The organism is Stenotrophomonas sp. STEN240 (assembly GCF_056756175.1).
Window position 1 is genome coordinate 1 of record NZ_JBRRBO010000013.1, and the last position, 14,364, is coordinate 14,364.

12 protein-coding genes are annotated in these 14,364 nt (G+C 66.0%); 2 read left to right on the forward strand and 10 right to left on the reverse strand.

Annotation, left to right across the window (positions count from 1 at the left end; genetic code table 11):
- Positions 1-389 precede the first annotated feature (389 nt).
- The 10 genes from ACVOKO_RS08065 to ACVOKO_RS08110 form a co-directional block, all read right to left on the reverse strand.
- Complete coding sequence (locus ACVOKO_RS08065) at positions 390-1,688, reverse strand: DUF58 domain-containing protein (RefSeq protein ID WP_346498420.1); 1,299 nt, start codon at positions 1,686-1,688, stop codon at positions 390-392.
- Positions 1,689-1,902: 214 nt separating this feature from the next.
- Positions 1,903-2,928: an AAA family ATPase gene (locus ACVOKO_RS08070; RefSeq protein ID WP_346498421.1), complete on the reverse strand. Its 1,026-nt coding sequence runs from the start codon at positions 2,926-2,928 to the stop codon at positions 1,903-1,905.
- Positions 2,925-4,076: a DUF4350 domain-containing protein gene (locus tag ACVOKO_RS08075; RefSeq protein ID WP_346498422.1), complete on the reverse strand. Its 1,152-nt coding sequence runs from the start codon at positions 4,074-4,076 to the stop codon at positions 2,925-2,927. The genes ACVOKO_RS08070 and ACVOKO_RS08075 overlap by 4 nt, the downstream gene beginning before the upstream one ends.
- Positions 4,073-5,662, reverse strand: a complete 1,590-nt coding sequence (locus tag ACVOKO_RS08080) for a DUF4129 domain-containing protein (protein ID WP_346498423.1) — start codon at positions 5,660-5,662, stop codon at positions 4,073-4,075. Before ACVOKO_RS08080 ends, ACVOKO_RS08075 begins: the two co-directional genes overlap by 4 nt.
- Entirely contained in the window at positions 5,652-6,644 is a 993-nt protein-coding gene (locus ACVOKO_RS08085; protein ID WP_346498424.1) for a stage II sporulation protein M, read from the reverse strand. The genes ACVOKO_RS08080 and ACVOKO_RS08085 overlap by 11 nt, the downstream gene beginning before the upstream one ends.
- On the reverse strand, positions 6,641-7,336 hold the full coding sequence (locus ACVOKO_RS08090) for an RDD family protein (protein ID WP_346498425.1): 696 nt from the start codon (positions 7,334-7,336) through the stop codon (positions 6,641-6,643). Before ACVOKO_RS08090 ends, ACVOKO_RS08085 begins: the two co-directional genes overlap by 4 nt.
- Positions 7,337-7,519: 183 nt before the next feature.
- The gene (locus ACVOKO_RS08095) at positions 7,520-8,428 is read right to left on the reverse strand and encodes a DUF2167 domain-containing protein (protein ID WP_346498426.1); all 909 of its coding nucleotides are present in this window, start codon (positions 8,426-8,428) and stop codon (positions 7,520-7,522) included.
- A 78-nt stretch (positions 8,429-8,506) separates the two neighbouring features.
- Positions 8,507-9,046: a gamma carbonic anhydrase family protein gene (locus ACVOKO_RS08100; RefSeq protein WP_346498427.1), complete on the reverse strand. Its 540-nt coding sequence runs from the start codon at positions 9,044-9,046 to the stop codon at positions 8,507-8,509.
- A gap of 378 nt (positions 9,047-9,424) precedes the next feature.
- A complete protein-coding gene (mnmG, locus tag ACVOKO_RS08105; protein ID WP_346498428.1) occupies positions 9,425-11,314 on the reverse strand; it encodes a tRNA uridine-5-carboxymethylaminomethyl(34) synthesis enzyme MnmG in 1,890 nt (629 codons plus the stop codon).
- Between the two features lie 491 nt (positions 11,315-11,805).
- On the reverse strand, positions 11,806-12,432 hold the full coding sequence (locus tag ACVOKO_RS08110; RefSeq protein ID WP_346498429.1) for a hypothetical protein: 627 nt from the start codon (positions 12,430-12,432) through the stop codon (positions 11,806-11,808).
- A 142-nt stretch (positions 12,433-12,574) separates the two neighbouring features.
- On the opposite strand from ACVOKO_RS08110, the gene ACVOKO_RS08115 reads away from it, so the two are divergent.
- Together ACVOKO_RS08115 and ACVOKO_RS08120 are read left to right on the forward strand one after the other, a co-directional pair.
- Positions 12,575-13,537 (forward strand): pyridoxal-phosphate dependent enzyme, encoded by a 963-nt coding sequence (locus tag ACVOKO_RS08115; RefSeq protein ID WP_346498430.1) that lies wholly within the window; start codon positions 12,575-12,577, stop codon positions 13,535-13,537.
- A complete protein-coding gene (locus ACVOKO_RS08120; protein WP_430980733.1) occupies positions 13,522-14,142 on the forward strand; it encodes a YdcF family protein in 621 nt (206 codons plus the stop codon). Before ACVOKO_RS08115 ends, ACVOKO_RS08120 begins: the two co-directional genes overlap by 16 nt.
- The last annotated feature ends 222 nt before the right edge of the window (positions 14,143-14,364 follow it).

The window sequence follows — 14,364 nt, forward strand, 5'->3', positions numbered from 1 at the left end:
CCGCGTCGCGGCCCCCGCGGGCCGGGGGGGGTTTTGTCGGGGCCCCTCCTCGGCGGTGGCGCCCCCGCCACTACATGGTGGGCTTTTGTAGGAGCGGCGTGAGCCGCGAAGCAGGCGATGCTGAAAATGCCTTGTAGAGCCGAGCCATGCTCGGCTGGGGCGTTACCGGTGAAGCTTCTGCCGAGCATGGCTCGGCACTACAGGTGGGGCTTTTGTAGGAGCGGCGTGAGCCGCGAAGCAGGCGATGCTGGATGCCTTGTAGAGCCGAGCCATGCTCGGCTGGGGCGTTACCGGTGAAGCCTCTGCCGAGCATGGCTCGGCACTACAGGTGGAGCGTTTGCCGCGCATGGCTCGGCACTACCGGGTTGCGGCGGCTGCCGTTTGCGCGCTTACAGCAGGCCGTCGCGCTTTACCGCCAGATAGCGTTCAACCAGGGCCGCTGGCAGCTCTTCGGCGGTTACGTCCAGCACCATTACCCGATGGCTGCGCAGTGCTTCATGCGCGTCGCTGCGTTGTTGCAGGTAGCCGGCGATGGCGCCGGCCTGGATGGCATCCGGCAGGGTCTCCACTTCGCGCGTCAGTGCCTGATCCAGCTCGCGCTCGCGCAGGCTGGCCACGCAGACGAGATGCCGCTTCTGCAGCAGGCGCACGGCGGCCAGCAGGTCCTCGATATCTTCATCGCGAACATTGGTGACCAGCATCACCAGGCTGCGCCGTGATTGACGCAACGACAGCTCGGTGGCGGCGGCCAGGTAGTCGGTGGCAACCGGTTTGGGTTGCAGGTCGTAGCTGGCCCGCAGCAGGCTGTCGATCGCGCCCATGCCGCGTTTTGGCGCTACCCAGCGGCTGTCACCGCCGCTGGCGAACAGGCCGACGCCATCCCCCTGGCGCAGTGCCAGATACGACACCACCAGCGCGGCATTGAGCACGTGGTCGAAGTGCGACAGACCGCCTTCGTCGGCCATCATCCGCCGGCCGGTGTCGATCATCATCACCAGCTGCTGGTTCTTTTCGTCCTGGTACTCACGCGAGATCAACTTGCGCGCACGCGAGGTGGCCTTCCAGTCGATCTGACGCAGACTGTCGCCCACGCGGTATTCGCGCATCTGGTGAAAGTCGGTGCCTTCACCACGGCGGCGCTTGAGGTGTGCGCCCACCAGCCGCGAGGCCATCTCCGCACTGAGCAGGGCGAAGCGGGTCAGTGGGGCGAAATTGGGATAGACGCGCACGGTTTGCGGCGTGCCGACAGTGCGCTGCTGCCACCACAGCCGCAGCGGCGAATGCAGGCGCAGCTGCACGCCGTCAAACGCGAAGGTGCCGCGGTTGGCCGGGGTGAAGCGGTAACTGAAACGGGTTTCGCTTGCCTTGCCAAGTTTCAGGCGACGCGGCAGGCCGTCGCTGTTCCAGCCGTCAGGCAACAGGTCGAAAACATCGACGCGCTGTTTGCCGTAGGAATCCAGTTGCAGCCAGGTTTCGCGCTCGACGCCCAAAGCGAGCGAGTCGGGCAGTTCGCGTCGTACCTGCGGGCTTGGCTTGCGCCAGAGCAGCAGGATGTCGACCAGCGCGAGCAGGGCGATCGCCGCCCCGGTGAGGGTCCATGTCTGTATGGGCAGGTAGTGCAGGGCGACTGGCACGCCCAGCAGGCTCCACAGCATCAGCAGGGTGATCAGTAGGGGGGCGGGTCTCACTGGGTGGCCCTGGTTTTCGGGTGTGTTGGGGGTGAAGCAACTGCAGCAAGAACAAAAGCACCCCTCCCCAACCCTCCCCTCCGTGCTGCGCACGCAAGGGAGGGGGCAGGAGCAGAAGCACCTCTCTCCAGCCCTCCCATCCGCGCTATGCGCGCAAGGGAGGGGGCTGAGGCAAGGGCTTCGTTTGGCATGCTGGCGCTTGTTGCCGCGTTGCTCACTTGCGCGGCGCCTCCACCTTGGCGAGCAGGGCGGTGAGGGCGTCGTCGGCGGATTGGCCTTCGATCTGCAGTTCCGGCGCCAATGCGATGCGGTGACGCAGGGCCGGCTTGGCGATCTCTCGCACGTCGTCCGGGGTGACGAAGTCGCGGCCGGACAGCACGGCCTGGGCGCGTGCCGCGCGTACCAGTGCGATGCTGCCGCGCGGCCCTGCACCCAGGGCGATGCCCGGCCATTTGCGGGTGGCGGCGACAATGCGCACGGCGTAATCAATCACCTGCGGGTCCACGGTGATCGCCGCCACGGCCTTCTGCAGTTCCACCACGTCGGCGCCGCTGAGTACGCGCGGCACCTGGCTGAGATTGAAGTCGCTGGCGGTGCGGCCGGTGGTGATGGCCTGCACCATCTGCTTTTCGTCTTCCAGCTGCGGGTAGTCGATCAATACCTTCAGCAGGAAGCGGTCCAGCTGCGCTTCCGGCAGCGGGTAAGTGCCTTCCTGCTCCACCGGGTTCTGCGTGGCCATGGTCAGGAATGGCGGGGTCAGCTGGAAACCCTTGCCTTCGATGGTGACCTGGCCTTCCTGCATCACTTCCAGCAACGCGGACTGGGTCTTGGCCGGGGCGCGGTTGATTTCGTCGGCCAGCAGCAGGTTGGTGAACACCGGGCCACGGCGGATCTTGAAGCTCTCGGTCTTGGGGTCGTAGACGGCATGGCCGCTGACATCGCTGGGCATCAGGTCCGGGGTGAACTGCACGCGTGCGTAGTCCAGCTCCAGTGCCTGCGCCAGGGCGCGTACCAGCAGGGTCTTGCCGAGGCCCGGCACGCCTTCGATCAGCACGTGGCCGCCGGCCAACAGCGCGATCAGGATCTGGTCGAGCACGTCGGCCTGGCCGATGAACGCGTGGCCGACCGCACTGCGGATGCGTTCAACACGTTCGATCAGGGCGGCGCTGCTCGGACTGGGTGCAGGCGCAGGTGCGGGTGCATCGCCGGGGAGGGCAGGTGGAGTGAACGTGTCGGTCATAGCTGGTTTCTCATCTGGATGAGCAAGCGGATGCGTTCGCGCAGGGCGACATCGTCCTGCGAGGGGGGAATCTGCAGCGCGGTCTGCACGCGGCTGATGGGCCATTGCAGGTGGTCGGCAATGGCCTGGGCCTGGGCATCGCCGGTCAAGGCGGCCGCCACCGGCGCGCGCCGGCGCAGGCGGGCCAGGAACGCCTGGCGTACCGCGTCATACAGCAGGGGCGATTTGCCATAGCGGTGCAGGTGCTCGCCGCTGGCGCGTACGTGTTCCAGCAGCGAGCGGCGGTCTTCGCGCGGCGAGGGCAGCAGCGCACCGAATCGCTGGCAGCGCATCCACAGCCAGGCCAGCAGGGCCAGCAGCAACGGCACCCATACCGGCCAGCCGCGTTGGAACAGCGTCTTCCACAGCGACGGCATCTCCATCGCGTAGATCAGATGGGTGGTGCCCTTGCCGTAATTGGGGGCCAGCAGCAGGCGGGTGAGATCGCGGTGGGCGATGTCGCGCAGGCCGGGCTCGTGCTCGCCGTTGCCGTTCAGCAGGAAGTCCATGCTGCCCAGCACGTCCACCCGGCCCAGGCCGTAACGCAGGCGGGCATAGGCCAGCGTGTCATCGCCGCCAGCATCGGCCCAGCGGCGTTCGGCGCGAGCTTTGCCGGTAAGCGTGAAGCGACTGCCGCTGCAGAATTCATCGTGCGACGGCTGGCCTTCCACCTGCCAGATCTGGCAGCGTGCCGCCGCATCGGATGTCACCACGCCCAGGCGTTCGAGCAGGCCCTGCTCATTGCCGTCCAGGTCTTCATCCGCGTCGGGGGCGCGCAGCAGCAGGTGGCCGCCAAACTGCACCCAGTCCAGCAGGCCTTCCACCTGCGCCGGGGTGAGCTGGCGCGGGTCGTCCAGCAACAGCACGGTGTCGCCGGGCTGCAGCTGCATGGCAGGCAGATCGAGCTGGCGCCGGCTCTCGGCCTTGCTGCCGTCGCGGATCAGGGTTTCGCGCAGGGCATACAGTGCGTTGTAGGTCGGTTCGCCATACGCGGGCAGGGTGATTTCCTCGCTGCCTTTCTCGAAGCTGCGCAGGAACCACATGGCGATCAAGCCGACCAGCATCAACAGCACCACGCCGATCACGGTATTGCGTACGGGCGCACTCATGCCGGCCACCCGTACTGCCGATGCAGTTCGCCAATCAGCGCATTGAACTCATCCTCGCTGGGCAAGCGGCCGGCGTAGGCGGCGTACTGCCAGGTGCGGACCATGCGTGCGAACAGGTTGCGGTCCGCTTCCTGCGGCATCTTGCGCGCTGCGCGCAGGCACTGCGCTTCGGTGGCGCCGGGCGGCAGCACCACGTTGCCGCGCTGGATCAGCACTTCTACCGAGGCCCGGTACAGCAGGGCCAGGGCGTGGCGCGGCTTGCCTTCGTGCCACAGCCGGCGCGCGCTGCCGAGGATGTCCGGCGGCAGCACTTCGGGCAGCTGCAGGGCTTCCTGGATGGCGGGCGCCTGTACAACGCGGCGGCTGCGGCCACTGCCGCGCAGCCACGGCAGCCACCAGCGGGCGGTCAGCGCGAGCACCACCAGCAGCACGCCCAGCAGGATCCACAGGATGCTTTCGCCGATCAGCGCCACGGCCTTGGCGATGGCGCCGAGGATCGGGCCGGGATCGGGCTTGTCGCTTTCTTCCTTGGTCTCGGTGATCTTGTCCGATGCCTTCTTCACCCAGCGGCTGACGTTGCGCTTGGCACCCAGCTGCGGGTCTTCATAGGCGCGCGCGGCGGCCTGGCGGAAGCCGCTGGTGTCGACAGGCGCGGGGCCGAACAATTGTTGCGGGGTGGTTGCAGCAGATGTTGCTGCATCTTCGGGCGCGACATCCTTGTGGTTGCCGTGGCTGTTGATGCGGGGGGGCTCGGTGCTGTCCTGCGCGCGCGCCTGCAACGACGGCAACGCAAACACGGCCAGCAGCAGTACCAGCATCGGCGCCAACCCGGCCAGACGCTCGCGCAGCCGGCGGAAGGCGATTTCCACATCCCAGGCTTCCAGCTGGGTACGACGGTTGAGGTACAGGCCAAACCCGGCGCCGCTGTAGAACGGGCCGATCAGGGTCATGGCCAGCCACGCCAGCAGGTTGAAACCTATCCACGCCCAGGCCGGGGTGTCTTCGCCGATCAGTTCCCAGGTGGCGCGCAGCGATTCGGACAGCAGTTCCACCGGCACGAACATGAAGACCAGGGCGACACCGGCAAGCTGCAGCATCGTCTCGAAATGCCAACATACCCAGGTGAGCAGCGTGGCATGCCCGTAACTGGCACCGCCAAGCGCATGCCGGCGCGCGCGCCGCTGCGCGGCATCGCCACCTTCCAGCAGGTCGACCGGCATCAGCAGCGAACGCGCCGGGCTGAGCCGTCGCCAGCCCAGATAGGCGCCCACGCCGCGCCAGCCCCAGTTCCACTGCGCGCGCAGGGTCTGCGCGGTGCTGGGTTCGGCACCAAAGGCGCCGCGCGATATCACGTACAGCGGGATGCGCTCGAACGCGGGCTTGAGCCACCACAGGATCAGGCTGGACAGCCAGAAGCTGTCCAGCCACCAGCCGAGCAGGTTGAGCAGGGCGAATACCGGCAAGGTCAGCAGCAGCCATGGCTTCCAGATGGCCGCCGCATGCCGGCGCACCAGCGCGGTGCCCAGTTCCATGGCTTCCCACTGCGAACGCGCACGCAGGACCACATCGAGTTGGTCAATCCGCATGACCACCCCCGCGTCCGCCGCGCCACAGCCACAGCAGCACCACCGTCCACAGCACTGCCGACACGCTCAGCTTGCCCCACATCGGCACCCAGGCGATGGACGACCAGAACGCTTCGATGAAGGCGGCCACCAGCAGCATGAAGGCCACGCCCAGGCACAGCCGCGCGCCAATCACGCCGCCTTCGATCAATGCATCGATGCGCCGCTTGCGGCCCGGTGCCAGCAGTCGCAGGCCGAGCTGCAGGCCGGCGCCACCGGCAATGACGATGGCGGTCAGTTCGAACGGTGCATGGCCCACCACGAAGCGCCAGAACGGGTCGCCCGAGCCAATCTGCTGTAGATGGCCGGCGACCGCGCCGATGGTGACGCCGTTGAACAGCAGCACCAGGATGGTGCCGATGCCAGCCAGCAGACCACTGGCGAAGGTGCGCAGGCCGATGCTGATGTTGTTCATGATGTAGTGGCCGAACATCGCCCAGTCGGTGCCGCTGTCGCGGCCCAGGTGGTCGGCGGCCGGGTCGTACATCTTTTCCATCTGTGCGAGCTGGCGTGGATCCATCAGCATGTGGATCAGGTCGGGCTTGTATTGCAGCAGGACGAAAATGCCCAGCAGCGGAATGACGAACAATGCGCAGGCCACCCACATCGCCCCGGCCTGGCTGCGCACGGTGCTGGGGAAGTCGGCGAACAGGAATTCAACCGCGCGCTGCCAGCGTGGTGCCGGCGTGCGGTACAGCAGGTTGTGGCCGCGCTGCATCAGCTGCTGCAACCGTTCCACCAGCTGCGGGCTGTAGCCGCGGCGGCGCGCCAATGCCAGCTGCTGGCAGAGGCGGCGATAGCGCTGCGGGATGGTTTCATCGCCCAGCAGGTCGGGTTGCGGCGTGTGGCGCTGCTTGCGCGAATGCTCACCACGGCGTTGCAGCCAGTCCTCGAACTGCTGCCATTCGTGCTGGTAGCGGGTGACGAACTGCTCCTGTCTCATCGCCGCCCCAGCAGCCAGTTGGCCATCGCATACAGGCGCAGCACACCGGTCTGGCCGCGCTCCTGGCTGAGCCCGCTGACGATGTCGGCCAGTTCGCGTTGGCGCCCTGGCGACAAGGCCGGCGCACGTTCGGCGAAGGCGACCAGCGCTGCCTGTTCGCCGGGCTGCAGCGGCAGCGGCGGTGCCAGCACGGTTTCGATGCGCGCCGGTGCGGCGGCCGGACGCGGCGCGGTATGGATGACCAGCGAACCGGCGACCAGATCGCCCAGGCGGCGGCCGTGGGCATCAAACAGGCAGGTCACCAGGCCCAGCGCATAGCCAAAGGGCAGCGCATCGACGGTACGCAGCAGGTTGCGCACGATGGCCGGCATCCAGCCCAGTGGGGCGCCATCGCGTGCCACCACGCGCAGGCCCATGACTTTCTTGCCCAGCGTGCGGCCGAACCACACTTCCAGCACGATCGGGTAGGCCCAGAACATCAGGAACATCAGCCCCAGGTAGAGGCCCTGGCCGAAATCGCCCAGCGCCACCAGCAGCGGGCTCATCACCGCGAGCACGCCGAAGCGCACGCACAGGTCGATCAGCCAGGCCAGGGCACGCGGCACCGGACCGGCGGCAGGCAGCTGCAAGGGCACGCCTTCGGGGGTGATGACTTCGCGATAGGTGTCCAGCATCGGCCGCGCTGCGCTCATTGCAATGAATCCAGCACGAGGTGCTGGCGCTGCTTGCGGCGGATGGAAGCCCGGAGTCCGGCCCGGACGGATGCCTGTGGCATTCGTGTCTCTGCTACGTCCTTATCAGAGTGCTGACTGTAGCTGGCGGCAGCGCGAAAACCCAGCCCGCCGCGGTGATCGGCGGGCCGGCTGAGACAGATTTCAGCGAACGGTGCGGTTGTCGTCGCCACGTACGAACAGCTTCTTGATGGCACCGCCGAGGAACAGCAGGCCGATCAACAGCAGTTTCCAGAACTTGGCCAGCAGCAGGCCGAGCTTGGCAAACAGGCCGGCTTTTGCAGCCAGGCCGCCGCCAATCAGCGACGCCACACCATAGGCGGCCACCTTGTCGGTGCTGGGGTTGTGGTCGGCGTAACGTGCGCCCTGGTCGAACTCGGCCATCGGCAGCAGCTTGTCCATGCCCTCGCGCACCAGCGCCAGTTCGGACATGCCTGAAACCGCATTCAAGCTCAGGTAACCATGCCGTCCCAGCACGCGGATGTCGTAGTTGAGGGTGTGGTCGGGCTGGTTGTTGAAGGCCAGCTCGCGCGCCCAATAGAGTTTCTTGCTGCCGGCCTCATAGCGCGGCGGCACCGCCCAGCCCACCAGATCGAGCGTGCCGTAGCCGGCTTTCTCGCGTTCCGGGTTGCTCTCGCGGGTGTCGGTCTGCATGGTCGTGAGCAGATCGTCATAGTCGATCTTGCTTGCATCTTCGTCGGACACGTAGCCATCGTCGGACCAGGTGACCACCACCGCCCAGCTTTCCGGCTCGGTCAGGCCCGGGCTGCGCGGCACGATCAAACCCAACACGCTGTCATCGGGCGGGTTGCCCCACATGTCTTCCAGCACCCGCCGCGCATCGGCCTTGTCCAGGAAGCGGAAATCGCCATCCAGATTGAAATGGGCCCGCGCTTCGGGCACCTCGATCTGCCCGCTGCGGAACTGCAGCGATTGCTCGAACTGCTCCGCGCTCATGCCCGGTTCTTCCTGGGCGGAGGCGGCAAAGGAAACCACACACAGCAGTGCAACAGCCGCCAACAGGCGCTGCGCCACGATTCGCATCGACTTCATGTCAAACCCTCGAAGGCGTCCCCACGCCCAGGCCGGCAGTGTGCACTGACGGGCTGGGCGTCGACAATGGTTGCCGGCTCAGCCGTGCATGCCGCGGTACTGGTCCTTGACCCGCACGTAGTGATCGGCCGAATAACGCAGGCCTTCGATGTCTTTTTCGCTGAGCTGGCGCATCAAGCGGGCCGGATTGCCGGCCCATAGCTCGCCACTGCGCACCACCTTGCCCGGCCCCACCACCGCGCCGGCGGCAATGAAGGCGTTGGCTTCGATCACCGCGCCATCAAGGATGCAGGCACCCATGCCGATCAGGCAGTAATCACCGATGCTGCAGGCGTGGATGATGCAGCCATGGCCGACGGTGACGCCTTCGCCGATCAGCGTCGGGTAGCCGCCCTTGTTGTAGGGGCTGTCGTGGCTGACATGGATGATGGTGCCGTCCTGCACATTGGTACGCGCGCCGATGCGCACATGGTTCACATCGCCACGGATCACCGTACCCGGCCACACCGACGCATCATCGCCAATCTGCACATCACCGATGATGGTGCAGGCCTCGTCGATATAGACGCGCTCACCGAGGGTGGGGGTTTTGTCGAGGAAGGGGCGTAGTGCGGGCATGGTGCGGCTCAGATTCGGCAAGAAGCGTTGCTGTGCATGATAGCGCGGGGACTATGTACAGCCATGACCGCAGGTACGCATGCGCCTATGGCAATTGTCTGAAAATCATCTTCGATGCGGCTGCATTGATGTGGGGTCGGCGTAGCGCGGTTGAGGTTGGGATGTTCGCGAAAGGCACCCCTCCCCAACCCTCCCCTGCGCTTCGCGCAAGGGAGGGGGCAAGAGCGGCATTGCAGCGAACTGAAGGGGCGCATGAACAGCCCCCTCCCTTGCGCCGAAGGCGGAGGGGAGGGTTGGGGAGGGGTAGCTTTAAGCTTCAGCAACCAGCAACCAGCAACCAGCAACCAAAAGCCAAAAACCAAACTAAAAACTAAAAACTCAAGCCACCTTGCCGCGACGCGCCCGCTCCAGATGCACCAGCAGCAGCGAGATCGCTGCCGGCGTCATGCCCGGAATGCGCTGTGCCTGACCAATCGTCTGCGGGCGCACACGCTCCAGCTTCTGCAATGCTTCGGCTGACAAACCACGCACCGAACCAAAGTCGAAGCCTTCGACAATCGCCGTGTTCTCGTGCCGCTGCTGGCGCTCGATCTCGTCGCGCTGACGGTCCAGGTAACCGGCGTACTTGACGCTGATTTCCACCTGCTCGGCGACGCGTGCATCTTCAACGCCGGGGCCGAGTGAGGGCACCTGCATCAACTTGGTGTAGTCCAGTTCCGGGCGCTTGATCAGATCCAGCACATTGGTTTCGCGGCTGACCGCAACGCCGGTGGCGTCGGCTACTTCGCGGCCCAGCGCATTGCCCGGGGTTGCCCAGATGCCGCGCAGGCGTGCGCTTTCGCTGGCGACGGCGGCCTGCTTGGTTTCAAACGCGGACCAGCGACGGTCGTCGACCAGGCCGAGTTCGCGGCCGGTCGGAGTCAGGCGGGTGTCGGCATTGTCTTCGCGCAGCTGCAGCCGGTATTCGGCGCGGCTGGTGAACATGCGGTAGGGCTCGGTGGTGCCGTGGGTGATCAGGTCGTCGACCAGCACACCGATGTAGGCCTCGTCGCGGCGCGGGCACCAACCGTCCTTGCCCTGCACGAACAGCGCGGCATTGATGCCGGCCAGCAAACCCTGCGCGCCGGCTTCTTCATAACCGGTGGTGCCGTTGATCTGGCCGGCGAAGAACAGGCCGTTGACCTGGCGGGTCTCCAGCGTGTTCTTCAAGCCGCGCGGGTCGAAGAAGTCGTACTCGATGGCATAGCCAGGGCGGGTGATATGCGCCTGCTCGAAACCACGGATGCTGCGCACAAGGTCCAGCTGCACGTCGAACGGCAGCGAGGTGGAAATGCCATTGGGGTAGATCTCCACCACGTCCAGGCCTTCCGGCTCGACGAAGATCTGGTGGCTGTTCTTCTCGGCAAAACGCACCACCTTGTCTTCGATCGACGGGCAGTAACGCGGGCCGATGCCTTCGATCTGGCCGCTGTACAGCGGCGAGCGGTGCAGGGCGCCACGGATGATGTCGTGGGTGCGCTCGCTGGTGTGGGTGATCCAGCAGCTCACCTGCTGCGGGTGCTCGCTGACATCGCCCAGATAGGACATGACCGGCAGCGGATCGTCGCCGGGCTGCTCGTCCATCACGCTGTAATCCAGCGAGCGGCCGTCGATGCGTGGCGGCGTGCCGGTCTTCAAGCGGTCGATGACGAACGGGCGCTCGCGCAGGCGTGCGGCCAGCCTGGTTGCCGGCGGGTCGCCCATGCGGCCGGCGGTGTATTGGGTTTCGCCGATGTGGATCTTGCCGGCCAGGAAGGTGCCGGCGGTCAGCACCACTGCGGGAGCGTGGAAGCTCAGCCCGGTCTGCGTGATGGCGCCACGTACGGCGTCGCCTTCAATGATCAGGTCGTCCACGGCTGCCTGGAAGACAGTCAGGTTGGGCTGCGCCTCGACGATGCCGCGGATCGCCATGCGGTAAAGGTTGCGGTCGGCCTGGCAGCGGGTGGCGCGCACGGCCGGGCCCTTGGAGGCGTTGAGCGTGCGCCATTGGATGCCGGCGCGGTCGGCGGCGTGCGCCATGGCCCCGCCGAGGGCATCTATCTCCTTGACCAGGTGGCCCTTGCCGATGCCGCCGATGGCCGGGTTGCAGCTCATCGCACCGACGGTTTCGACGTTGTGGGTCAGCAGCAGGGTGCGGGCACCACCGCGCGCTGCGGCCAGGGCCGCTTCGGTACCAGCGTGGCCGCCGCCAATGACGATGACGTCGTAACGGTAGAAGGAATCGCTCATGGGCGTGAGATCGGTAAGGAAAGTGTGAAGTCGGTCGACGGGGTAAGCCCACGGTTCGACGGCGTGTCTGGCGATTTTACTGCCAAGGGCAATCAGGTATGCATCCACCCTAAAGTTGGCACGCAACCTGCAGTTAATACATTGCACCCAACGTGGCATGCGACATAGGCGCAATAAGGTCGGAATTGGAACAGGGGCCGACCGAAGCGTACGTTGGGGTAGCAGGGGGCCGGTAGTCGGGGGACTACCGGCCTTGCAATCCAGCAAGGCCCGCCTTGGCGGGAAAGCGTTAAAAGACAAAGCCCCGGCCTAGGCCGGGGCTTTGTCTTTTTAGGCGCCGATGTCCGACAGGGCCGGAACAGGGGGGATCCAGATTTCCTGACGGACATCGACATTGAACTGTCTGGGTGAGGCCGGTTTAGGTCACTATGCGACGCTGCCGGTCACCCGTGGAGCCAAGGATGCCTGCATTTTCACCAAATGCAACCTTTTTATCGCTCCCGGATCCGGATGCCGGTCGGCTGCCGGGTTTGTGACGGCTGTCGGGCCGGTGCAGGCCTTGCCTGAATAGCCGGACGCTCCGCTGCCGCCTGGGGCCGCTGCATGGCCGGCTGCATGGGTTGGGCCCGCTGCATCGGCTGGGTGTTGGCACGCGGCTGCGGGCGGCGCAGGTTGTCCAGGTTGCGCCACGGCGACTTGTTGCCACCGCCATTCACCGGTGGCGGCCGCGGTGGACGCCCTTCGTTGCCGCCATTGCCGTTGCCCGGTGGACGCGGGCGGTTGCCGCCATGGTTGTGATCACCATCGCCGCCGGGGTGCGGGCGGTTGCCGTTGCCATGGCCCGGTGGGCGCTGGCCATTGCCGTGATACGGCGGGCGCGGGCGGTTGTAGTTGGGCCGATAGACCGGGTAGCCATAGCTGCCGTAGCCGTAATAACCGCTGCCATAGCCATAGCCATCGTAGCCATAGCCGCTGTTCGGGTAGCCATAGGGATAGCTGTACTGCACCGAGGGGGAGCCGTGGTAATAGCCGCCCGAACCGCCGCCGACATAGTCATAGGTGGCACAGCCGGACAGGCCCAGCAGCAGGCCGGTGGAAATAATCAGGCGCTTGATCATGAGTGTCCCCCCCAATGGGAATGGCATCCAGCTTCGGGCCACGGCGTTGAATCGGCCCTTAATTCGCATCTACGAGGCTGAACATACAACGTGTGCGCAGATGAGATGGTCGCGGGGCCGGGGGCTGGGCTAACCTTTCACCATGAATGAACTCCCTTTGCCCGGATTTGCCGAGGTACTGGCAGCAGCAGCGCGGATTGCCCCCCATGCGACCGTCACGCCGGTGCTGCGCTCGCGCGCGCTGGATGCAGTGGCCGGCGCCAGTCTGCACTTCAAGGCCGAACACCTGCAGCGCAGCGGCGCATTCAAGTTCCGCGGCGCCTGCAATGCGGTATGGGCACTGGATGTGGAACACGCGCGGCATGGCGTGGTGACGCATTCCTCCGGCAATCACGGGGCTGCGCTGGCATTGGCCGCGCGCTCGCGGGGTATTCCCTGTCATGTTGTTGTGCCGGAAGGCGCGGTGGCCGCCAAGCTGGCCAATATCGAACGCAACCAGGCCACGCTGTGGCGTTGCGCGCCCACCCAGGCCGCGCGCGAGGCCGAATGCCTGCGCGTGCAACGTGAAACCGGTGCCACGCTGGTCCATCCCTATACCGATGCGCGGGTAATCGCTGGCCAAGGCACGGCGACGCTGGAGCTGATCCGGCAGGCCGCGGTGCAGCTGGACGTGCTGGTGGTGCCGGTGGGCGGCGGCGGTCTGGCAGCCGGCAGCCTGTTGGCGATGCAGCAGTTGTTGCCGCATTGCGAGCTGGTGCTGGCCGAACCGGCCGGTGCTGCCGATACCGCGCGCTCGCTGGCAGCCGGCGAACGGCTGATCGATTTTGTGCCGGACACCCTCTGCGATGGCCTGCGTGGCGCGCTGGGCGCCCCGAATTTCGCGTTGCTGCGTGATGCGGCGCAGGTGATCAGTGTCGAGGACGCCGATACCGTGGCGGCGATGCGCCTGATCTGGCAGGTGATGAAGCAGACCGTGGAGCCGTCGTCGGCAATCACCCTGGCGGCAGTGCTGGCGCAGCCGCAGCGCTTTGCGGGGCGCACGGTCGGCCTGGTGCTGTCCGGCGGCAATGTCGATCTGGATGCCTTGCCATGGGGGCAGGCATGAAGGCAGCTGCTGGGCGCACTGGGCTGCTGGGCTGGGTGTGGCGCTTGTGTGCATTGCTGTTGTTGTGGCTGTTGGGTGTGGCGGCATGGATCATCTGGGTAGGTGACCGTGACCAGGCCGCGCCGGCGGACGCCATCATCGTGCTCGGTGCTGCGGCGTATGACGCCAAGCCTTCGCCAGTGTTTGAAGAACGCATCCGCCATGGTCTGGATCTGTACCAGCAGGGCTATGCGCCCAAGCTGATTTTCACCGGTGGTTTCGGCGGTGCAGGCGCGCGGTTTTCCGAGTCGCAGGTGGCGCGTCGCTATGCGTTGAAGCAGAAGATTCCGGGCAAGGACATCCTGATCGAAACGCGTTCGCGCACCACCCGGCAGAATCTGGTCGAAGCCAAGCAGGTGATGGCCAGGCACGACATGCACAAGGTGATCGTGGTCAGCGACCCGCTGCACATGGCGCGCGCGCTGCGTTTATCGAAGGAGTTGGGGATTGATGCATTGGCATCGTCAACGCCGAGTACGCGGTTCCGCAGCTTTCACACCAGCTGGCGGTTTCTGCTGCAGGAAGTGTATTTCTTCCACCGCGACCTGTTTGTAAAAGGGGCTTGAGCGGCTGGGCATCCGCTCCTTTGTTTGTGGGAGCGGCGTAAGCCGCGAAGCTGGCGCACTGTCCGCTGGATTGTCTGCAAGGCCCCTGCCGAGCATGGCTCGGCACTACTCGAACGCCCTTGCGCCAGCGCAAGGGCCGGGGCGCGGAGCGGGGGTTGGGGTGAGGGCAGTTTTCGCTGGTAAAGCCCCTGCCGAGCATGGCTCGGCACTACCGTTTTAGCC